Below are 19,886 nucleotides of genomic sequence, written 5' to 3'. Positions count from 1 at the left end.
CACCCAGGGTGACGCATAAGGCCAGGCTTATGCCTCCATGCGCGACGGCTGCCATGCGGGGAGGCGGAAGAAATCCAGCGTCCTGGCCGGAACGGTTATAAACCGCCCTCCGACAGTCACCCGACTTTGACTTGGGGCGCGGCCACTTGCCCGCGCGCCATCGCTGGAGACCCGATGAGCACCCAGGCCGCCACAGCCGACGCCGTTTCAACGAAGACTCCGCTCCTCAAGTCCCGCCTGGGCTCGTTCCTCGCGGTGGTGCCCCTGACGTTCTGGGTCGTCAACCACCTGTGGGACAACCTCTCCGCGTTCAACGGCGCGGCCGCGTGGGAGAAGTCCGTCACCACGTACGCCAACCCGTACTCGCAGGCCCTGACGTTCATCATCGTCATGCTGCCGCTGCTGTTCCACACCGGCTGGGGCCTGGTCCGGCTCTTCAGTTTCCGGCCGAACAACAACCGGTACAACAACTACGGCAACTTCAAGTTCATCCTCCAGCGCGTGAGCGCCCTGGGCGTGCTCGCCTTCCTCGGCGCGCACATCTGGCTGGCCTTCCTGCAGCCCCGGCTGGTGGCGGGACACCCGGAGGCGTTCTCCGACATCGCCCGGGAGATGCGCTTCCACGGCCCCACGCTCATCGTCTACCTGCTGGGCACGCTGGGCACCGCGTACCACCTGGCCAACGGCCTCCAGGGCTTCGCCATGGGCTGGGGCCTGTTGGGCAGCGAGCGCGCCATGCGCCGCTTCGAGCCCGTCTCCATCATCCTCTTCCTGCTGCTGACGGCGATGAGCTGGAGCGTCATCTACGCGCTCTACACCGCGGGCGCCGCCTTCGGCCCCTCGGGCTCGTAAAGCTCCGGAGCGGGAAGCCCCTCGCGCGGGCGCACCCGCTCCCGTCGTTCCAGCCCTGAAAGCACACCGGCCGCCCCCAAGTCTTTCTGGGGAGCGGCCGGTTCGTTTCTGGAGTGCCGCGCGACGGGCGGCGCTCAGAACGGGATGTCGTCCTCGTTGTTGCCGCCGCCACCGCCGGAGGGACCGCCCATGCCGTCATCCATGGGAGGCGGCTGGCCGTAGTCGTTGTTGTCCATGCCGCGCGGCTGCCCGCCACCACCGGACTGCCGGCGACCCCCACCACCGCCACCCGCGCCTTCCCCGGCGTCACGACCGCCCAGGAACGTCACCGCGTTGGCCACGACTTCCGTGGTGTAGTTCTTCCGGTTCTCCTTATCCATCCACTCGCGAGTCTGCAGGCGGCCCTCGACGTAGCACTGCCGTCCCTTCTTCAAGTACTCGCCGCAGAGCTCCGCGAGCTTTCCCCAGACGACGATGCGGTGCCACTCGGTCCGCTCCTGCTTCTGGCCGTTCTTGTCCTGCCAGCTCTCGCTGGTGGCGATGCGGAAGTTCGCGACCGCCTGACCGCCCGGGGTGAACCGCACTTCGGGGTCCGCACCCAGGTTGCCGATGAGGATGACCTTGTTCACGCCTCCAGCCATGACTGCTCCCTCTGTCTTTCCGTCGAGTTCCCCACCACCACGGCGGGGAAACTGCCCGCCGAGCATCAGCCCTGGCAGGTTGCCTCCGACGTATAGCAGTGCGGCCTGACATTTCCAGAAGGCGGACCCCGGGCCCCGGGCCCGCCCGGACGGCGGCCCCGCAGGCAGGGAGGCGACGGTGGAAAGGTGCGGGAGGGCACCACCTGGGAGGTGGCACCCACCCACCGGGTGCTACCCGCCCGGACGCGTCTCCGCGGTGCGCGACGCATCAGGGGCACTGCCCGTGGAACGCGGGGGCGTAGGGGACGACGCGCCTCCCGCCGGCGCCACCACCTGCACCGGAGCGCCGCCCTCGGACGGACGGGGCGCCTTGGCCTCCGCCACCTTCTGCGACAGCGTGGAGTCCAGCCCCTTGGAGAAGGCGGCCACCTGGGGGTCCGCCGCGCCCTGCAGCCGGCGCAGCGACTTCCAGAAGGGATGGTCCGCCTGCCCCGCCTGCACCAGCGCGCGGGCCAGCAGCGTCGAGGCCGCCTCGCGGTCCGCCGGTGAAGACGCGCGCAGCGCCACCACCAGCTCCTCCGGCGCCGTGCGAGCCACCTCGCCCAGCGCGACGGACATCTCCGCCTGCGCCTGGGCATCCACACCCGTGGCGCCCGCGAGCTCCAGCACCCGGGCCAGCGCCTCCGTGTTACCGCCCGCCGCCAGCTCCACCATGCTGGTGACGCCGGGCACCTCCACGGACAACACCCGCGCCACTTCCCTCAGTCGGCCATACACGTCGTTGCCCGCCGAGTAGCTGTCCAGGAGCGTGCGCGCGCCCAGGTAGTCATGCGGGTTGGACTGGTAGAGGCTCTCCGCCAGCACCGCGCGCACCGCAGGGTCTCTCTCGCTGCGCCACGCCGTGCGCAGGAAGCCCAGGTTGCGCTGGTCCCTCTGCCGGCCCAGGTCCAGGTACGTCTTGATGCGGGCGGCCACGTCGTCGATGGCGCCCGACGGCTTGCCCCCGTCCGCCAGGGACGCCACCGCGCTGGAAGGCCCCAGGCTGGAGCCCGTGGCCGCCACCGCCGCGCCCAGCGCATCCAGGCCCGCGACGATGGGCCCGGCACGGCCGGCGAAGTCGTTCACCATCATGGAGAAGGAGAAGCGCTCACCGCCCGCGCTCGTCACGTAGCCGCTCAGCGCGGAGACGCCCTCCAGCGTGCCCGTCTTCGCGCGCAGCTTGCCCACCGCGTCGCTGCCCTCGAAGCGGTACTTCAGCGTGCCGTCCTTGCCGGCGATGGGCACCGAGGACAGGTACTCCGGCGCGAAGGGGAAGCGGATGGACATGTGACGGAGCAGCTTGTTGAGCTGGGCTGCGGAGAAGCGGTTCGCGTCGTTCAGGCCGCTGCCGTTCTTCATCACGTACGTGCCGCGGGAGATGCCCACGTCGCGCTCCAGGAACTGCTCCACCACCTCCACGCCCTTGGTGAAGGAGCCCGGCTGGCCTCGCCCTTCCGCGCCCATCGTCTTGAGCAGCTGCTCGGCGACGAAGTTGCTGGAGAGCTTGTTGAGGCGCTTGAGCAGCACGTCGAACGTGTCCGACTGGGCCACGTGCACCGTGCGCGCCTTGGACGGCGTCAGGCCCACCTTCACCCGGCCCTTCACCTTCATGCCCCGCGTGCTCAACAGCTGCTTGAGCGTCTGGCCGAAGTACATGGGAGGGTTGTCGATCTTCTTCCAGACGCTGACGGCCCCGCCGCGCTCGGCCGGCACCTGCCCGCGCACGACGATTTTCTGCTGGGCGCCGGACGGGTCCGACGTCACGGAGACGCGCCGCGCGCGCCGCGCGCCGGTGGACAGCTGGTTGTCCACGATGAAGTAGTCGCTCGGCGGCTCCATCTCCACGGTGCCCTTGGCGCCGGGGCTCGCGCCAGGGCGCAGGAAGATGGCCACCGCGTTCCAGTTGAGGCTCAGCGCGCCGGTGGGCGCCATATAGGCCCGGTCCGAGTCCTCCTGGTCATACCCGGGCGGCGTGCGCTCGGCGTCGAACCAGGAGTCGTCCACGACGATGTCCCCCACCTCGCGCAGACCCGAGTGCCACAGCTCCGACACCACGCCCCACAGGCGCTCGGTCGTGATGGACGGATCACCCTTGCCGCGCACGTAGAGCGTCTTCACCTTGCCGTCCGCGGGCAGCTCCGGCTCGACGAGGAACTCCGTGTCGTAGCGGAACTCCGGCCCGAGCGTCGCCAGCGCCGCCGCGGACGTGACGAGCTTCACGTTCGACGCCGGGTTGAGCAGCTCGTCCGCGTTGTGGGTGAACACCACCGTGCCGTCATCAAGGCTCTGCATGTGCACGCCCACCCGGCTCACCTTGAGCGGGGCGCGTTGGAGCACTTCGAGCAAGGCGGTCCGCAGGGCTTCGCGGTCCGCGCGCTTCTCGGCGGAGGAAGGCGGCGCCGCGACGGCGCCGTATGGAAGCAGCAGGGAAACGATGGCCGTCGCGGCCAAGAGGTGTCTGGCTCGAAGAACCTGCACGCACGCTCCGGGGAAGTCGGCGGCCATTATGGGGAAGGGCGCGAAAGCACGGCAAGGGAGAGGGGGTGCGGGAGTCCACGGTTGGGCGCTCGCTCTACCGCCAAGTGGAAATTGGCACCCCTCACATGTGGACTTCTTTTCACTGCGGTCCTCTCAGCGCCCAAGATGCCGATAAAGCCTGGGCGCATCATGAGGGGTGCCCCTGACAGCCCTGGAGGAAACTTCGATGAGAGCGGTGGTGCAGCGGGTGCTGGAGGCCTCGGTGACGGTGGACGGGCAACGGGTGAGTGACATGGGCCCCGGCCTGCTGGTGCTCCTGGGCGTGGGCAAGGGCGATACGGAAGCGGACGTCGCGTGGATGGTGGAGAAACTCGCCAGCTTGCGAATCTTCGAGGACGCCGCCGGGAAGATGAACCTGTCCCTGGAGGACACCTCCCGTCAGCTCATCGTCGTCAGCCAGTTCACCCTCTACGGAGACGCGCGCAAGGGCCGGCGCCCCAGCTTCATCGACGCCATGGAGCCCGCCGTCGCCAAGGCCCTGTACGAGCGCGCCTGCGAGGGCCTCCGCCAGCGCGGCCTCACCGTGGGCACCGGCATCTTCGCGGCCGACATGAAGGTCGCGCTCGTCAACGACGGGCCCGTCACCCTCATCCTGGACAGCCCGGTTCCGGCTCCGGCGCCACCCAGACCCTAGACGCGGACGGTGCTGCCCTTGGTGACAAGCGCGGCCAGGCCCTGCCTGGCCATCGCCGCCTGGCGGATGTGCGTGGTGAGCGCGCCCAGCTCCCGAATCCAGCTGGCCGCGCGCGGCCCCAGCCCGGAGAAGGCGACGGTCAGCGGCGGAGGCTGAGGCAGCTTGCCCAGCCAGTAGCCGAGCACCTCGTCCTTCTCCGGCAGCGACGGCAGCCTCATGCGCTCCTGCTCGCGGGCGATGAGCCGCTCCAGCTTGCGCGGCAGGTTCACCTGCCAGTGCGCCACCGCGCGGGCCGGGCGCCAGGCCCAGTCGGCGAAGGCGAAGCGCTCGGTGGGGAAATACTCGCCCCGGCCCTGGGTGACGAAGACGCGGTCCGGAGGGAACTCCGGGAACGGGTCCCAGTGTCCCGCCAGGAGCGAGGCCAGCCCCATGTCCGCCAGGGGCCTGAAGCGGAAGCCGTCGCGCACCTCGCGGGCGCCCTTCGAGTCCCAATACGGGTAGTTGGGCTCCTCCAGCATCAGCGACAGGTGCAGCGCCTCGTCCCAGGCGTCCGCGTAGCCGGCGTGCTGCGCGCCCACCTCCCAGCCCGTGGGGCCCTCCTTCCAGGGAAGGAAGGCGAGCCGGTCCACCAGGTCCGACCAGGGGTCGGCGTCCACGGAGCCCAGGCCCCCGGGCACCGCCGTGGCCAGCATCCGCTCGCACAGCATCCGCGCCTGCCCGTCCCCCAGCGTCTCCAGCAGCGACTCCAGGGCCCCGCTCGCGTCGCCCATGGCGCGCGAGAGGAACGGGAGCACCTGCTCGTGGAAGAACCGGTCGTTGATGGGCCGCAACACCACGTCCATGGGGTCCCCCCGTTGGGACACGGCACTTCAGGGCCGTGCGTCTTCCTGGATGATGAGCGCGTGGATGTCCGCGGCCGTGGGCGCTTCCAGGATGGAGGCCCGGAAGCGGGGATTCTTGAAGAGGCGGGAGATGCGGGCCAGCGCCTTGAGGTGCACGCCCGCGCTGTTCTCGGGGGCCACCAGCGCGAAGAACAGGTGGGTGGCCTTCCCGTCGATGGCCTCGAAGTCCACGCCCGCCCGGGACACGCCGAAGGCCGCCTGGAGCTGCGTCATGCCCGGCAGCTTGCCGTGGGGGATGGCCACGCCCTCGCCGATGCCGGTGCTGCCCAGCTTCTCGCGCTCGCGCAGCACCTCCACCAGCCGGTCTTCCTGAAGCAGGGGGTGGGCTCGCACCAACGTGGCGCTCAGCTCGCGCAACACCTCCGGCTTCGTCCGCGACTGCATGTCCGCGATGACGGCTTGGGGGCTGAGGAACTCGGCGATTCTCACTGACGCTCCCGCGCTGGCGCTCCTGAGATGGCGGCAATTACTCCTCACCCTCGATTCGCGCAAGGGTCGCCTGTCGTCCTGGCCCCACGGCCGCTCACTGCGCATCAGGGCCCTGGGGGCCTTGGGTCGCCCCCAGGCCACCCTCCCCGGTCGTCCCCTGGGGCGATATGCGCCGCCCAGGCGACCGTTTTCCGTCGTGAACCCTCCACACTGAAACTGAATCAGGAAGAGAGCGACCGCCATGAAGCGAACGCTGTGCTCGAGCCTTGTCCTCATCTCGGCGCTGACCACCGGCTGCGCCACCACCGCGCGGGGCGTGGCCCTGGGAGACGCCGCCGAGGAGTCCCTGCGCCTGGAAGGCGGCGCCATCACCGGGCCCAGCTCCACGCTGAGCATCACCGAGAACGCCATGCATGGCCGCTACCGTCGCGACCCCGTGTCGCTCGAGTGGGACTACCAGAAGATGACGGGCTCGGTGGGCTACCGGGCGACTCGGCTGGAGCTGGCGGAGGGAGACGACACCCGCGTCTGGGGCACCTTCGGCGGAATGACGGTGGACCTCACGGAGGACGGCACGTACCTGCACGGACGCGTGGGGCCCTGCGCCTACGTCCTGAAGCGCGAGGGTGACACCCTGACGGGGGTGCGCGAGTGCGGCAGCGCGCTGGAGAAGGACGTCACCCTGGCCTTCCCCGCGACGCTCCACCAGCGCCCCCTGGGCGAGCGGGCCGCGCTGATGACGCTGGCGCTCGTCAACACCCGGGCGCCCCTCGTCACGACCTCGATGACCATCTCCAGCCTGTCGGGCGGCGACGCGCGCAACGAGCAGAAGGCCGACTCCTGCAAGAAGTTCTACTGAAGGGGGCCTCGGCCCAGCAGGCCCCACCGGGCGCGTTCCACCTTTCGGGGGAGAGGTGGAGCGCGCCGTCTTTTTTCGGACCGATATGCGCCGAGCGCGCCGTCGTTCCTGGCGATGGATGCGCCAGCCGCCATTCCGGGTGGCTGGGGGGACACTGGTGCACGTGGCCGACCACGGGCACCGGATGCGGCATCCATGAAGGAACGGCAACGCCCCCGTCCCACACCGGACGGGGGTGTTCGCGCTCCGCCTCCTCGAGGGGGGTGGCGGAGCGCGACTCTTCCAGACCGGACTGTGACGGCGGGCGGGCTCAGGTCCCCGCGGCGACGGCCAGGGCCGGCGGCTCGTGAGGTTCAATGAGGCCGTACTGGCCATCCTTGCGCCGGTAGACGATGCCCAGCGCATCCGACTCCACGTTGTGGAAGACGTAGAAGTCGTTGTCCATGAGGTTCATCTGCATCACCGCCTCATCCACCGACAGCTGCTTGACGGTGAGCTGGGTGGCACGCACCACGCGCGTCGCGGCGCTGGCGGCCGTGTCCACGGGGTCCGCGGCCTTCGTCGTCGTGGACGGCTCCGACGTGGACGTCGCGGCGATGACGGCCAGCTCCTCCGCTTCCGGCACCTCGAAGACGGCGTGACGCACCTTCAGGCTGTTCACCAGGTCCTGGCGGTGATGGACGCGATCTCGACCGTGATGCATCTTCAGCTTGTCGCGGTAGCGGCGCAGCTGGCGCTCGATTTTGTCCATCGCCAGGTCGATGGACGCGTACATGTCATCACTCTTCTCCCGCCCGCGCAGCACCCAGGCGCCGGATTGGATGGTGATGTCCGCGTGGTGGAGGTAACGCTCCAGTGACAAGACGACGTGTGCCTCTCCTGCTCTGTCCAACAGCTTGTTCACCCGCTCGACCTTCTCGCGTGCGTATTCTTTAAGGGAATCCGACGCCCCGAACTGACGGAAGGTGATGTTGAACTGCATGCGTGGCTGCCTCCTAGGGTGAGGGGAGCTGCGTGACAGATCAGAAACTTCTGACCTCGGGAAAGCAACCCGTCTCCCCACGTTGCCTCTTCCCGAGCGCACCACGCGTCCGGGGGCTGACAACCCGGCGTCGCTGGCCCGCATTCATGCGGGGCACCAGACTCTTCAACCCCTCGGAATCACGCGCTGCGCCACGCCGTGTGTCTCAAGCCGGGTATCGTGAGACACGGGCTCAGGCGAGCAGCCTGCTCACTGCACCGCGACCACCTGCTCCTGCGAGTGGAAGTAGGTGCCCCTGCAGGCAGCCACTCCCTGGCACTCCACCACCTCGCCCTGGACGGTGCCGCTCAAGGTCAAGAGATGCGTGGCCGCGCCCAGCTGGCCGGGCACGGTGAAGGTGATTTTTCCCCCCTCGCGCGTGACGACCATCCCCGCGGTGACGGTGCCGCCCTCGGGCAGGAGCGTGGCGGCGGCGGCGTTGAGCGACTCGGTCGTCGGGTTCCACTGGAACGAGTACGTCTGTCCCCGCAGCAGTCGCATCGTCGGCCCCGTGAAGGAGCGCTTCGCCTGGCCCTCCTTCATCGTGAGGACGACGGTGTGGCTCGCGTCCTGGATGACGACGCGCGCGTCCGTCGGGCCCAGCGCCGCCCAGGCATCGGGGTCGAACTCGTAGAAGGCCCGCGTGGGCAGGCACACGTCGCGGCCCGCCGTGGCATCGACGCCGCCCTGCTCCAGGAGCATGGCCTCGCCGTTGAACGTCGCGGTGGCGCCGTCATTCAGCCGGGTGCAGCGGTCTCCACCCGCCTGGGAAAATGTCACGGTGACACGGTGGGAGCCCGGGGCCTGCTCCACTTCGAACAGGTCCACGTCCGCGTGCGAGTACGTCAGCGTGCGGTCCGCGAGCGCCACGAGGTCCACCGACTCGGTGGTGAGGGAGTCACCACAGCCCGCCAGCAGTCCGAGCGCGACAAGGACTCCCGATACCGCGCCACCAGGGAAACGAGAGGAAGAGTGCATACAGGCCGCACCCTATACCCGCCACCCCTGGGGACTGGGAGCAGAACGGCGCCGGGCCGTCACCTTTCCCACCCCCGCGCACGCCCGCCTGTCCGCTAGCCCGCTTGCTGGAGGAAGCCCTCCAGCCGAGCTTTCACTTCCGGCCACTCCGTGTCGATGACGCCGTAGTACGCGCTGTCGCGCACCACCCCGCCGCGCACCAGGACGTGGTTGCGGAGGATGCCCTCGAACTTCGCGCCCATCCGCTCAATCGCCGCGCGAGAGCGCGCGTTGCGCCGGTCCGTCTTGAGCTGCACGCGCATGACTCCGAGCGTCTCGAAGGCCAGGCACAGCAGCAGGTACTTGCACTCGGTATTGACGCGCGTGCGCCACGCCCGGCGGCCCAGCCACGTCCAGCCAATCTCCAGCGTCCGGTGCTCTCGCTGGATGTCCAGGTAGCTGGTGGTGCCCAGGACCTCCCCCGTCTCGCGCTCCACGATGACGAACGGGCGTTCCGTGCCCCGCTCCGCCGCCCCGAGCGCCCGGGTGATGTAGCGCTCCACGTCCTCCTGGGTGCGCAGCACCACCGAGAAGTGGGTGAAGATGTCGTCCTCGCACAGCGCGGCCAGGGCCGGGGCGTGCTCGAGCGCCATGGGCTCCAGGCGCACCGTGCGCCCCTCCAGGACGACGGGCGGCACGACGAGGGGCAAAAGCGCCCGGCGAGGGGCGTCGGCATCGGAGGGAAAAGAAAAAGGGGCGCTCATGGCGCCCCTGAATCTCATCCCCCGGAGGGCCGGGGGAAAGAGCCACTTGTCGCGGGCTCAGTAGTACCGCTTGCGCTTGCTGCTCGGGAGGATGCCCAGCACCTCGCGGTACTTGGCCACCGTGCGGCGCGCGATTTCGGTGCCCTGCGAGCGCAGGAGTTCCACGATCTTCTGGTCCGAGTACGGGTTGCGCGCGTCCTCTTGCGACACGAGCTGCTTGATGTGGTGCTTCACCGCCTCGCTCGCGGTGTCCTCGCCGGACACGCGGGAGATGGACGAGTTGAAGAAGTACTTCAGCTCGAAGATGCCCTGCGGCGTGTGCACGTACTTGCTCGTCGTCACGCGGCTCACCGTGGACTCGTGCATGCCGATGTCCTCGGCCACGTCCCGGAGGATGAGCGGCTTCAAGTGCGCGATGCCCTTGTCCAGGAAGTCCTTCTGGAACTTCACGATGCTCTCGGTGACTTTGTAGATGGTCCGCTGCCGCTGGTGGATGGAGCGGATGAGCCACACCGCGCTGCGCAGCTTGTCCTGGATGAAGTCCTTCGTCTGGCCAGGGCCCACCGCGCCCGTCTTCAGCGCGTTCCGATAGGTGCCGGAGATGCGCAGCTTGGACAGGCCGTCGTCGTTGAGCACCACCGTGTACTCTTCCCCCATCTTGTAAACGAACACGTCGGGGGTGATGTACTGCGCGTCGTCGCCGCTGAAGTTGCGGCCCGGCTTGGGGTCCAGCTTGGGGAGCAGCTTCACCGCCTCCACCACCTCTTCCAAGGTGACCTTCAGGTCCTTGGCGATGGCCGGCAGGTTCTTGCTCTCCAGGTACTTCATGTGCCGCTTGATGATGAGGCCCAGGAGCGGCGCGTGGGGCTCCTTCATCCCCTGCAACTGGATGAGCAGGCACTCCTGCAAATCACGCGCGCCGCAGCCCCGGGGCTCCAGCATCTGGATGCGCCGCAGGGTGCGCTCGGCCACGTGCATGGGCACGTCCGCCTCGTTGCACAGGCGGATGAGCGGGTCGCCCTCCACGTCCGGCAGCTTCAGGTAGCCGTCGTCATCCAGGTTGCCGAGGATGAGCATGGCGACGCGGCGCTCGGCGTCGTTCAGGCGCAGCGTGCCGAGCTGCTCCTGGAGCTGGTCGACCAGGTCCTCCTTCTTGACGAGGTTGGCCTCGAACGACGGCAGGTCGTCCGTGGCCACGTTCCCCTTGTTGGAGGCGGTGGTCTGCTCGTTGAACTGGTAGCTGTTGAGGTACGCCTCCCAGTCGATTTCCGGGGGGCCGTCGCCGTCCGCCTTGAACTCCGTGGCCGTGTCGCTCGTGGCCGCCGGCATGTCCCCGTCGCGCGGCATCTCGACGTTGTCCGCCTCCAGCGACGCTTCCCCGGGCTCCTTGTCCCCCACGTCGCCCGGTGCCTGCTCGTCCGGCTGCTCCAGGAGTGGATTCTGATCCATCTCCTCGCGGACCTGCTCCAACAGCTCCATGCGGGAGAGCTGAAGCAGCTTGATGGCCTGCTGCAGCTGGGGCGTCATCACCAGCTGCTGCGCAAGCTTCAGGCTTTGTTTGAGTTCCATCGCCATGAGACAGGGTCTCCCCGAGTGATTCAGTCCCTACACAACACGGGACCAATCAAAGACCGTGCCAACGTAACAAGGCACCCTGACGACGTCTAGTGGCGCAATCGTGGTCCCTTGCTTGCATATTCAAAATTCCACAAGGAAACCAAGAGCTTACACGCACTGGGCGTGACTCGGCCGTGTTGACCTGTCGACGCAAAAGCGGGGCCAACGCAGTCTATGCATTCGGTTGGCCGAAGGCCAGTCGTCCTCACAAGGGCTGCTGGAGACGGAACCGTTCTCCCAGGTAGACGGCTCGGGCCCGGGGAGAGGCGGCAATCTCGGCGGGTGTCCCCTCTTCGAGGATCTGCCCTTGTGTGATGATGTAGGCGCGATCGCAGATGCCCAGGGTGTCCTGGACGTTGTGGTCGGTGATGAGGACGCCCAGTCCGCGCTCCCGGAGCAGGAATATCTGCCGCTGCAAATCACCGACGTTGATGGGGTCCACGCCGGCGAAGGGCTCGTCGAAGAGGATGAAGCGGGGCTCGGGCAACAGGCTCCGGGCAATCTCCGCGCGGCGGCGCTCGCCACCGGAGAGGGTGCCGCCCAGGGACTCGGAGACGTGGGTGAGGCCGAACTCCTCCAGGATGGCGTTGGCGCGCGTCTCGCGGGCGCGCTTGTCCAGGCCCTTCTGGAGCTCCAGCACGGACAGGAAGTTGTCGCGCACGGTGAGCTTGCGGAAGACGGAGGCTTCCTGGGGCAGGTAGCCCACGCCCCGGCGGGCGCGGCGGTGCATGGGCAGGTGCGTGAGGTCCTCGTCGCCCACGCGCACGCGGCCCGCGTCGGGCGTCACCAGGCCCACCACCATGTTGAAGCTCGTCGTCTTGCCGGCGCCGTTGGGGCCCAAGAGGCCCACCACTTCGCCCGGGGCCACGGTGAAGGAGACGCCGTTGACGACCTGGCGCCCGCGATAGGCCTTCTTCAGGCCATCGGCGTGCAGCTTCCCGTCGCTCATCGCGGCTTCGCCTCCTGCGGCTGCGCGGGCGTCGTGCGAGCGGGCGCGGCCTTCCGCCGGGCGGGCGCGGGGGCCGACGGCGGGGACTCGAAGATGATGACGGCGTTCTCCACGTCGAGCCGCTCGCTCCCCAACGTGAGGCGCACCTTCGTCCCGCGCATGTACGTCGTCCCCTGGCGCGCCTCGGGCGTGCCCGTGACGACCAGGACTCCGCTGGCCACGTCGTATTCGGCGCGCTCACCCCGGGCCATGCGGTCGCCATCCACCGCATGCACTCCGCCCGTACACACCACGCGCGTCACCACGCGTGTCTCCGCGAAGTAGGCAATCATCCGGTCGCACTTCAAATCCAGGGTGCGGTGCTTCACCTTCACGTTGCCGGTGAGCGTCGCCTGCGACTTGCCGCCCTCGATGAGGTCGGCGTTGATTTGAACCGGCTCCTTCAGGTCCACCGGGCCCAGCGGGTTCGGGCTTGGGCTCGCGGTGCCGGCATCGGCCACCGGAGGCGTCCCGCCATCGACGGGCGTGGCCGCGGCCGCGGGCAGGGGCTGCGCCACGAAGAAGGCCATCACGAGGAACTCAATCACGCTCAGCCGCTCCCAGCACGGTCTCCACCGAGCCTTCGAAGTTGAATGTCTCATCCGGGAAGGACAGTGAGAAACGGTCCGCCCGCAACCGGTACGCCGGCCCTCGCACCTGCACGCCCTCGTTGCCATGCGCGCCCTTCTGGATGGCGTCGTAGGTCAACCGGGGCGTGTTCACCACCATCCCTTCACCCGTGCGCACCACCACGCCTCCGGAGGCCACCAGCTGCTTGGACGCGAGGCTGCCCTCCATATTCGGGGCGCTGATGTCCATGCCCGCGGCGGTGCCCACCGACATGCCCTCCTCGGCGCTGCCCGGGGGGATGCGCAGCGTCGCGTTGGAGGCCTGCACGTCGCCCCCCGCGCGCTGGTACGTCAACTGCTCCGCTTCACCCGACAGCGTGAGGCGCTCGCCCTCGTAGGACATCAGGCGGGCCCCATGGAGCACCACCTGGGGCGGAGGCTGCTGTGGGGGCGCCTCCGCCGGGCGGCGCGGAGAGCACGCGGCGACGAGCAGGCAGGCGGCGAGGAGTCGGACGGACAGGCGCGGCACGGGTGCCTTCTATCACCGGGCGGTGGCGTGCGCCGCCTCGGCGAGCACGGGCTGGGGGGCCACCGGAGGGCGCGTCTTCCAGCGCTGGTGCATCCACACCCACTGCTCGGGGGTGCGCCGGATGGCCGCTTCGATGTGCGCCGACAGGGCTTGGGTGAGCTCCAGCGCCGCGACTTCGCGGTCCTCGCTCACGGGCACGGGCACCTCCTCCATCGACAGCCGGTAGCCCCCACCCTCCACGCGGTGGCAGAAGCCCGTCACCACCGCCGCGCCCGTGCGCACCGCCAGGTCCGCCGGCGCGCGGGGCGTGGCCGCCAGCTCCCCGAAGAAGGGCACGAAGAGCGACTGCACCTTCGTGTCCTGGTCGATGAGCAGGCCCAGGATTTCCCCGGCACGCAGCGCGCGCAGCATGGCCCGCGCCGCCCCGTCCTGGCCGCGCCAGATGCTGCGCACCCCGCCCCGCGCCCGGAAGCGCTCCACCAGCACGGTGAGCCGGGGGTCGGTGGTCTCCTTCGCGATGCTCTGGCTGGGGTAGCCCGCGCGGGCCACTCGGCGGGCGAGCAGCTCCCAGTTGCCCACGTGGCCGGTGATGAAGACCACGCCCTTGCCCTTCGCCAGGGCCGCGTCCAGCACGGCCCGGTCCGCGTCCGGCCAGGCCACCAGCTCTTCCAGCCCCCGGTCCAGGGCGCCCGTACAGGCCACCTCCAGCGCCGCGGCGCCCAGGTGCCGGAAGGAGGCGCGGCCCAGGGCCTGCCGCTCCGCGTCGGACTTTTCCGGGAAGGCCACGGTCAGGGACTTCAAGGCCTTGCGGCGCTCCCCACCGGCCAGCGTGTAGGCAAGTCCGCCCAGGCGGAAGCCCAGGGCCCGGGCCCAACCCAGGGGGAGGGGTTGAAGGCACAACAGGACGCTGCGGATGAGCAGGTACCGGAGGAAACGTTTCAGGCGCTTTGCTAAGGGGGGATGCTCCACAGTCGCTCCATACCCCATGCGCGAATACAACTTCGACGGGCTCGTCGGTCCTACTCACAACTACGCTGGCCTGTCGCCCGGTAACCTGGCGTCGCAGAGCCATGTCGGAGAGCCGAGCCATCCCCGCGAAGCCGCGCTCCAGGGCCTGGAGAAGATGCGCTTCGTCTCCAGCCTGGGGGTGGGCCAGGCGGTGCTGCCTCCCCAGCCGCGCCCCTCGCTGCGCGCCCTGCGCGCCCTGGGCTTCACTGGCACGGACGAGGAGGTCATCACCCGCGCCGCGCGCGAGGGCGAGCACCTGCTGCGGCTCACCTCCAGCGCCTCCTCCATGTGGACGGCCAACGCCGCCACCGTGGCGCCGAGCACGGACACGGCCGACGGGCGCGTCCACCTGACGCCCGCCAACCTGTCGCAGATGTTCCACCGCGCGCTGGAGGCGGACACGACGCACTCGGTGCTGCGCGCCATCTTCGCCAACGAGAAGCACTTCGCGGTCCACGCGCCGCTGCCGCCCGGCAGCCACTTCGCGGACGAGGGCGCGGCCAACCACACACGGCTGGCCACTCCGGGACACGCGGGCGTGCACCTGCTCGCCTGGGGGCGCAGCGCGTGGCAGGACGTCCCCGGCCCCAAGCGCTTCCCCGCCCGGCAGACGCTGGAGTCGAGCCAGGCGCTGGCGCGGCTGCACCAGTTGGACGCGCGCTGCGTGCTCTTTCCGCAGCAACACCCGGACGGCATCGACGCGGGCGCCTTCCACACGGACGTGCTCGCGGTGGGCAACGAGCGCTTCCTCATGCTGCACGAGCTGGCGTTCGTGGATTACCCGGGCCTGCTCCAGGTGCTGCGCGAGAAGCTGGGGCCGGACTTCCGCGCGGTGGTGGCCAGCAGCGCGGAGCTGCCGCCCAAGGACGCGGTGAAGGCGTACCCGTTCAACTCGCAGGTGCTGACGCTGCCGGATGGGACGATGGCGATTGTGGCTCCGGTGGAGAGCCGCGAGACGCCCGCCGCGCGCGGCTTCCTGGAGCGCATCCTCGCCGAGGACACCCCGGTGAAGGCCGTGCACTACCTGGACGTGCGCCAGTCCATGAACAACGGCGGAGGCCCCGCGTGCCTGCGCCAGCGCGTGTGGCTGACGGACACCGAGCGCCGTGCCATCGACGCCGACGTCTTCTACACGCCCGCCCTGCACGAGTCCCTGGCCGCATGGGTGCGCCGCCACTACCGCGAGGTGCTGCGCCCGCGCGACCTGCAGGACCCGCAGCTGGCGCGCGAGACGATGACCGCGCTGGATGAGCTCACGCGCATCCTCAAGCTGGGAAGCGTCTACGACTTCCAGCAGTGAGGGGCGGAAGCCCGCTCGCCTGCTCCAGCGACGAGTCGGCGGGCGCCCCTCGGACGGCCATGGTGCCGAGGGGCGTGGGGTGTGGTGGTCGGAACCGTCGGGGTGAGCACCTTTCCATCAAGGAGGTGACGCTTCGTGATTCCGGCATCCATCCAGCACTATCTGCAACACAACCGTGTCCTCTACGAGCGCTACTGGCACCCGCGTGCGGTCACCGCGCAGGAGCTGGCCCAGGCGCTCCATGTCTCGGGTTGGCGCGTGGCCAAGTCCGTCATCGTCATGGCGGACCGACAGCCCTGGATTTTCGTCGTGCCCGCCGCGGGCACCGTGGACCTGGCGCGCGTCCAGGAGCTTCTGGGCTGTCGCACGGCGAGGCTCGCCACGGAGCGGGAGTTCTCCGAGCACTTCCCGGACTGCGAGCTGGGGGCCGAGCCGCCCTTCGGCGAGCTGTATGGGCTCCCGGTCGCGGTGGACGAAACGCTCAGCCTGACGGAGCACCTGCTCATCCGCGCGGGCTCTCACGAAGAGGCCCTGGAGATGCGCTTCCAGGACTTCGCCACGCTGGAGTGGCCGCTGGTGGCCTCCTTCATCCACGAGGGACTGCAGCAACCCGTCCCGTCGGTGACTCCCATCACTCCGCTGCTGATGGAGCAGGAAGCACCGATGCCCGCATGACGCGCCGTCCGTGGACGCTAGGGCTCCACGGGCGGCTCTCTCGGCCCTCCCAACAGGTGCTCCAGCTCCTGGGCCCTCGGGTCGTCCATCAACTCCTTGCGACGGGTGTCCACCCGGGTGCGCTCGGCGGACTCCAGGCGCGTCATCCACGCCCGCGCGGCCTCGCGGGAGTCGGGCGGTAACAATCCCAGCCCCTCGCGCACGGAGCGCGCCGCGGCGTCATAGCGACGCAGTGACTCCTGCAACCGTGCCACCGCGAAGTACCCCTCCGCGCTCGGCACCAACCGCGCCGCCGTCTGTCGTCGCTCCACCGCGCGCGACAGCAGCCCCTCACGCTCCAGGCCGTCCGCCTCCATCGACAGCATCCGCGCCCGCTGGCGGTAGTCCGAGATGAGGCCGCCCACCGACTGGAGCGTCTCGCGAGCGCGCCGCGTCAGCCCCGCCTCCAACTGCCAGGAGGCCAGGGTGAAGGCCAGCTCCACGTTTCCCGGGTGACGGGCCCGCAGCGTCTCCACGGCCCCGAGCGAGGCGTCGAGTTCTCCCCGGCCCTTGAGCACCTCCGCGCGCAACAGCGCGGTGTCCAGTCGCTCCGGCTCACGACGCTCGACCTGCGCGCAGGCGGCCTCCGCTTCCGACAACTCCTTGCGCAGCAGGCGCAGCCGCGCCTCGCGCGTCCACAGCTCCGTCACGCCGGGCCGTCCCTCGAAGTGCTCCCGGGCCCAGGCCCCGTAGGCCAGCGCCAGCTCCTGACGCCCGGGCGTGTTGCTCAGCGCGTCCATGAGTCGGCCCGCCACCTCCGGCGAGTCCGGCGTCATCGCCGCCAGCTCTTCCACCGAATGCGCCCGGCGCACCGCCTCTCCCAGGAGCGCACCGGCATCACCCGCCTCGTGCGCCAGCCGGTACTCCAGGAAGCCTTGCGAGCGGCGGCCCAATGCAAGCAGCGCGCGCCCAGCGACTCGATGGGACACGGCATCCCGAGGGGCCAGGTACAACGCGCGATTGACGAAGGCCAGCGTGTCACCCGCGCCTTCACCTCCGCGCGAGGCATGGGCCGAAGCCACCAGCCGATACAGCAGATAGTCCGAGGGGTGCCGCTCGATGAGCTCCAGACCCTTGGCGTGCACCACGTCCACGGGCGCTCGGGCACTGACGAGCGCCGCCAGCTCCGCCTCCGCGTCCGCCAGACGGTGCGCCCCCGGCACGAGCGCCAGCAACCCCAGCGCCGTCAGCGCGACGCTTGCGCCCAGCAACACCGGCGATGGCGTCAGGCCCTGCCGCGCTCCCTCCGTGGCCCTGCCGCGCTCCCGAGGCCGGGCCACCGCGCCCAGCACGAGCAGCGTGGCCACCGCGCAGGCCGGCAGCTCCCAACTGAAGTCGAAGAGGTTGTGCAGCCCCAGCGCCGCCACGCCCGAAAGCACCGCCAGCTCCAGCGCATCCAGGTCCTCGCGGCGCACCAGCCGCACGAAGCCCCAGAGCGCCACGGCCAGCAGCAACAGACCTGGGAGGCCCAGCTCCGTCGCAGCCTGGAGCACCGCGTTCTCCGGATGCGTGAGCGTGTTCGGGTTGGGCTCGGACTGGTAGCGAGGGAAGACCGCCTCGAACGCGCCGCGCCCCATGCCCAGCACGGGGAAGGCTCGCGCGGCTTGCGCCATCATCGGCCACAGCGCCACCTTGGACTGACTCAGCTTCTCGATGCTGTTCGCGGAGCGTGCCTCGGCCCACAGCGAGTCCGCCGCGACGTAGGCGCCCACCGCCAGCACCGCCAGCAGACCCAGCAGGGCGGCGGTGCTCCGGGCCCATCGGGGCGCGCCGCCCTCGCGGCGCTGACGCACCAGCCACAGCATCAGCAGCGCCTGTCCGAAGAGGAAGAAGGCGATGCCCCCGCGCGAGAGCGACAGCAGCACCCCCAGGCCACTGGCGCCCGCCGCCAGCGCGAAGGGCAGCGCTTTCGAGCGAGGCCGCGTGGTGAGAGCCAGCCCCACGCCCACCGAGGCCGCGAGCCCGAGGAAGCCCGCGAGGTGGTTGGGGTTGGCGAAGAACGTCATCAGCGGGGGCCGCGCATGCACCCAGGGCATCATCCCGAAGAGGGAGTGCATGCCGAGCAGCGCATGGCCCAGGCCGACGACGACCACCGCCGCGCCGCTGAAGGCCACCACCGCGAGCAGGCGGCGACGGCTGTCCCGGGCCCGACACACCTGGACCGCGGCGAGGAAGGTCAGCAGATACGCGAGGTGCTTGGACAGCTCGCGCCACGTGGCCGAGGAGTCCAACGACACCGGCCGTGCGCCCGTGAGGCCCAGCGGCTCCAGCGCGAACTCGCGCAGCGCGGCGGCCTCCGGACTCAGCACGCGCAGCACCCCCGCCGGCAGGGGGACGAGCTGCACCGCGCACAGCACCACGCTCGCCGCCAGGGGCACGGCCAGCAGAGGGACGCGCAGCGACTGGCCCTGGCGCCGGGCCCCGATTCCCGCGAGCAGCGCCGCCGCGCCCGCGAGCCCCATCAACGGCCAGGCCACCCACCGCGCCGCGCCACCGAGCGCCAGCGGACACACCACGACAAGAGTGGCCAGGGCCACTTCAGCGAGCCGGGTGTACCGGGAGCAGCTGCGATGCGAGGAGGCCATTCGGAGCGGGGCGGAGAGTATGACACGAGCCCCGGAGGCCTCTTCTTTCCGTCCCGGGTTCCCGCTCGGCGGCTGACAGAGCCGGCAAGCTCGAAGCCCGTGGGCCCCCGGCCACGTCCCTCACAGGGCTCGCGGGTCCACCGCGTCTCGGGCGCTCTCGAGGGCCGGCGCGGGCGTCAGGTGGCACCGGGGGAGAACCAGTCCCCTCTGTCAGGCGTTGAAAGCCGCGCTGCCCCCGGGACGCAGGGGCACCTCGGCTCGCCGGCCCTCCCAGGCCCGGGAGTCAGGACGAGCGAGCGGGCCTGTCCGGCATCCGTTCATGCACGCCCGGGCCCGGAGTTGGCTTGCATCCGGAAGACCTTCTGGCATGTTCGCCGCACCCATGCGCCGCTTCCTCCTCACCGCCGCCCTCCTCTGCTCCACCCTGTCCGGTCTCACCGGCTGCAAGGGGGCCTGCCGCGAGCTGTCCGAGAAGCTGTGCGACTGCTCCATCAACTCCGTGGAGAAGGAGCTGTGCCTCCAGAACGCCTCGCTCGACGAGAGCCGCGTGGAGCCCACGCCCGAGGACGAGGTCGTCTGCGAGGCGAAGCTCGAGGGCTGCGACTGCAAGAAGATTGAAACCCCCGAAGGCAAGCGCGAGTGCGGCATCGCCCGTCCGGGCGGCGTCGACTGACGCGGCTGGCTCAGGCCCCCGACACCCCAGTCCGGGCCCCGCCAGCGGCACCCTCCGCGTCCACCCAGGGCTGAAGCGCCTTGCGCACCCGGGAGCGAAGCGGCGTCTCGACGTACCGGTGCACCAGCACGGACGTCGGGACCGCGAGCAGCAGCACCGAGCCCAACCATCCCAGCGGCGTGTTGAGGTCCACCCAGGGCGACAGCACGCGCTCCAGCGTCATGGCCGCCTCGCCCGCGGGGTACTGCAGCAGGTACAGCGCGTAGC

19 protein-coding genes and 1 pseudogene are annotated in these 19,886 nt (G+C 70.0%); 6 read left to right on the top strand and 14 right to left on the bottom strand.

From position 1 onward, the window contains the following. Positions 1 to 174: 174 nt before the first annotated feature. On the top strand, positions 175 to 852 hold the full coding sequence (locus HR086_RS18325) for a succinate dehydrogenase (RefSeq protein WP_141645563.1): 678 nt from the start codon (positions 175 to 177) through the stop codon (positions 850 to 852). A 134-nt stretch (positions 853 to 986) separates the two neighbouring features. On the opposite strand, the gene HR086_RS18320 is transcribed toward HR086_RS18325, so the two are convergent. Next, positions 987 to 1,493, bottom strand: a complete 507-nt coding sequence (locus HR086_RS18320; RefSeq protein ID WP_141645562.1) for a single-stranded DNA-binding protein — start codon at positions 1,491 to 1,493, stop codon at positions 987 to 989. A 231-nt stretch (positions 1,494 to 1,724) separates the two neighbouring features. After that, positions 1,725 to 4,010, bottom strand: a complete 2,286-nt coding sequence (gene dacB / locus HR086_RS18315) for a D-alanyl-D-alanine carboxypeptidase/D-alanyl-D-alanine-endopeptidase (RefSeq protein ID WP_141645561.1) — start codon at positions 4,008 to 4,010, stop codon at positions 1,725 to 1,727. Positions 4,011 to 4,236: 226 nt separating this feature from the next. On the opposite strand from dacB, the gene dtd reads away from it, so the two are divergent. Continuing rightward, the gene (dtd, locus tag HR086_RS18310; RefSeq protein ID WP_141645560.1) at positions 4,237 to 4,704 is read left to right on the top strand and encodes a D-aminoacyl-tRNA deacylase; all 468 of its coding nucleotides are present in this window, start codon (positions 4,237 to 4,239) and stop codon (positions 4,702 to 4,704) included. Here dtd and HR086_RS18305 read toward each other — a convergent pair. Together HR086_RS18305 and HR086_RS18300 are read right to left on the bottom strand one after the other, a co-directional pair. Beyond that, on the bottom strand, positions 4,701 to 5,546 hold the full coding sequence (locus tag HR086_RS18305) for a hypothetical protein (RefSeq protein WP_141645559.1): 846 nt from the start codon (positions 5,544 to 5,546) through the stop codon (positions 4,701 to 4,703). The genes dtd and HR086_RS18305 overlap by 4 nt on opposite strands. A 27-nt stretch (positions 5,547 to 5,573) precedes the next feature. Further along, the gene (locus tag HR086_RS18300) at positions 5,574 to 6,035 is read right to left on the bottom strand and encodes a PTS sugar transporter subunit IIA (protein ID WP_174454573.1); all 462 of its coding nucleotides are present in this window, start codon (positions 6,033 to 6,035) and stop codon (positions 5,574 to 5,576) included. A gap of 241 nt (positions 6,036 to 6,276) precedes the next feature. Between HR086_RS18300 and HR086_RS18295 the strand changes: the two genes are divergently transcribed. Next, positions 6,277 to 6,894 carry a hypothetical protein gene (locus tag HR086_RS18295; protein WP_174454572.1) on the top strand — a complete coding sequence of 206 codons (618 nt, stop codon included), beginning with the start codon at positions 6,277 to 6,279 and terminating at the stop codon, positions 6,892 to 6,894. Between the two features lie 310 nt (positions 6,895 to 7,204). Here the strand turns inward: HR086_RS18295 and hpf are convergent, their stop codons facing one another. From hpf to HR086_RS18255, 8 genes are all read right to left on the bottom strand, one after another. Beyond that, positions 7,205 to 7,876, bottom strand: coding sequence for a ribosome hibernation-promoting factor, HPF/YfiA family (gene hpf / locus HR086_RS18290; RefSeq protein WP_174454571.1), 672 nt, complete (start codon positions 7,874 to 7,876; stop codon positions 7,205 to 7,207). 249 nt (positions 7,877 to 8,125) lie between these two features. Further along, positions 8,126 to 8,893 carry a hypothetical protein gene (locus HR086_RS18285; RefSeq protein ID WP_174466257.1) on the bottom strand — a complete coding sequence of 256 codons (768 nt, stop codon included), beginning with the start codon at positions 8,891 to 8,893 and terminating at the stop codon, positions 8,126 to 8,128. A gap of 95 nt (positions 8,894 to 8,988) precedes the next feature. Then, a complete protein-coding gene (locus HR086_RS18280) occupies positions 8,989 to 9,636 on the bottom strand; it encodes a GNAT family N-acetyltransferase (protein WP_174459734.1) in 648 nt (215 codons plus the stop codon). A 57-nt stretch (positions 9,637 to 9,693) separates the two neighbouring features. Then, a complete protein-coding gene (gene rpoN, locus HR086_RS18275) occupies positions 9,694 to 11,211 on the bottom strand; it encodes an RNA polymerase factor sigma-54 (RefSeq protein WP_141645553.1) in 1,518 nt (505 codons plus the stop codon). A gap of 247 nt (positions 11,212 to 11,458) precedes the next feature. After that, positions 11,459 to 12,202, bottom strand: coding sequence for an LPS export ABC transporter ATP-binding protein (gene lptB / locus HR086_RS18270; protein WP_141645552.1), 744 nt, complete (start codon positions 12,200 to 12,202; stop codon positions 11,459 to 11,461). Continuing rightward, on the bottom strand, positions 12,199 to 12,789 hold the full coding sequence (locus tag HR086_RS18265; protein WP_141645551.1) for an LptA/OstA family protein: 591 nt from the start codon (positions 12,787 to 12,789) through the stop codon (positions 12,199 to 12,201). The genes lptB and HR086_RS18265 overlap by 4 nt, the downstream gene beginning before the upstream one ends. Continuing rightward, positions 12,782 to 13,330 carry a hypothetical protein gene (locus HR086_RS18260; protein WP_174460427.1) on the bottom strand — a complete coding sequence of 183 codons (549 nt, stop codon included), beginning with the start codon at positions 13,328 to 13,330 and terminating at the stop codon, positions 12,782 to 12,784. Before HR086_RS18260 ends, HR086_RS18265 begins: the two co-directional genes overlap by 8 nt. Positions 13,331 to 13,351: 21 nt before the next feature. After that, positions 13,352 to 14,308, bottom strand: a complete 957-nt coding sequence (locus HR086_RS18255) for a lysophospholipid acyltransferase family protein (RefSeq protein WP_373564319.1) — start codon at positions 14,306 to 14,308, stop codon at positions 13,352 to 13,354. Between the two features lie 16 nt (positions 14,309 to 14,324). Between HR086_RS18255 and astB the strand changes: the two genes are divergently transcribed. Continuing rightward, complete coding sequence (gene astB / locus HR086_RS18250) at positions 14,325 to 15,647, top strand: N-succinylarginine dihydrolase (RefSeq protein WP_174466256.1); 1,323 nt, start codon at positions 14,325 to 14,327, stop codon at positions 15,645 to 15,647. Between the two features lie 135 nt (positions 15,648 to 15,782). After that, a complete protein-coding gene (locus HR086_RS18245) occupies positions 15,783 to 16,322 on the top strand; it encodes a YbaK/EbsC family protein (RefSeq protein WP_174454564.1) in 540 nt (179 codons plus the stop codon). Between the two features lie 17 nt (positions 16,323 to 16,339). Here the strand turns inward: HR086_RS18245 and HR086_RS18240 are convergent, their stop codons facing one another. Then, on the bottom strand, positions 16,340 to 18,946 hold the full coding sequence (locus HR086_RS18240) for an O-antigen ligase family protein (RefSeq protein ID WP_174466255.1): 2,607 nt from the start codon (positions 18,944 to 18,946) through the stop codon (positions 16,340 to 16,342). 367 nt (positions 18,947 to 19,313) lie between these two features. On the opposite strand from HR086_RS18240, the gene HR086_RS18235 reads away from it, so the two are divergent. Next, positions 19,314 to 19,619, top strand: a complete 306-nt coding sequence (locus tag HR086_RS18235; protein WP_141645546.1) for a hypothetical protein — start codon at positions 19,314 to 19,316, stop codon at positions 19,617 to 19,619. Positions 19,620 to 19,629: 10 nt separating this feature from the next. Here HR086_RS18235 and HR086_RS18230 read toward each other — a convergent pair. After that, a pseudogene (locus tag HR086_RS18230) lies at positions 19,630 to 19,886 on the bottom strand (acyltransferase); the annotation flags it as partial.

The organism is Myxococcus sp. CA039A (assembly GCF_013336645.1).
In the GTDB taxonomy this organism is placed as follows: domain Bacteria; phylum Myxococcota; class Myxococcia; order Myxococcales; family Myxococcaceae; genus Myxococcus; species Myxococcus llanfairpwllgwyngyllgogerychwyrndrobwllllantysiliogogogochensis.
Note: the sequence above shows the minus strand (reverse complement) of the source record. Positions and strands in the feature narration are given on the sequence as shown.

Coding starts and splice junctions, on each gene's coding strand:
- HR086_RS18325 (WP_141645563.1), top strand. CDS start 175: ATGAGCACCCAGGCCGCCACAGCCGACGCCGTTTCAACGAAGACTCCG.
- HR086_RS18320 (WP_141645562.1), bottom strand. CDS start 1,493: ATGGCTGGAGGCGTGAACAAGGTCATCCTCATCGGCAACCTGGGTGCG.
- dtd (WP_141645560.1), top strand. CDS start 4,237: ATGAGAGCGGTGGTGCAGCGGGTGCTGGAGGCCTCGGTGACGGTGGAC.
- HR086_RS18305 (WP_141645559.1), bottom strand. CDS start 5,546: ATGGACGTGGTGTTGCGGCCCATCAACGACCGGTTCTTCCACGAGCAG.
- HR086_RS18295 (WP_174454572.1), top strand. CDS start 6,277: ATGAAGCGAACGCTGTGCTCGAGCCTTGTCCTCATCTCGGCGCTGACC.
- hpf (WP_174454571.1), bottom strand. CDS start 7,876: ATGCAGTTCAACATCACCTTCCGTCAGTTCGGGGCGTCGGATTCCCTT.
- HR086_RS18285 (WP_174466257.1), bottom strand. CDS start 8,893: ATGCACTCTTCCTCTCGTTTCCCTGGTGGCGCGGTATCGGGAGTCCTT.
- HR086_RS18280 (WP_174459734.1), bottom strand. CDS start 9,636: ATGAGCGCCCCTTTTTCTTTTCCCTCCGATGCCGACGCCCCTCGCCGG.
- rpoN (WP_141645553.1), bottom strand. CDS start 11,211: ATGGCGATGGAACTCAAACAAAGCCTGAAGCTTGCGCAGCAGCTGGTG.
- lptB (WP_141645552.1), bottom strand. CDS start 12,202: ATGAGCGACGGGAAGCTGCACGCCGATGGCCTGAAGAAGGCCTATCGC.
- astB (WP_174466256.1), top strand. CDS start 14,325: ATGCGCGAATACAACTTCGACGGGCTCGTCGGTCCTACTCACAACTAC.
- HR086_RS18240 (WP_174466255.1), bottom strand. CDS start 18,946: ATGGCCTCCTCGCATCGCAGCTGCTCCCGGTACACCCGGCTCGCTGAA.
- HR086_RS18235 (WP_141645546.1), top strand. CDS start 19,314: ATGTTCGCCGCACCCATGCGCCGCTTCCTCCTCACCGCCGCCCTCCTC.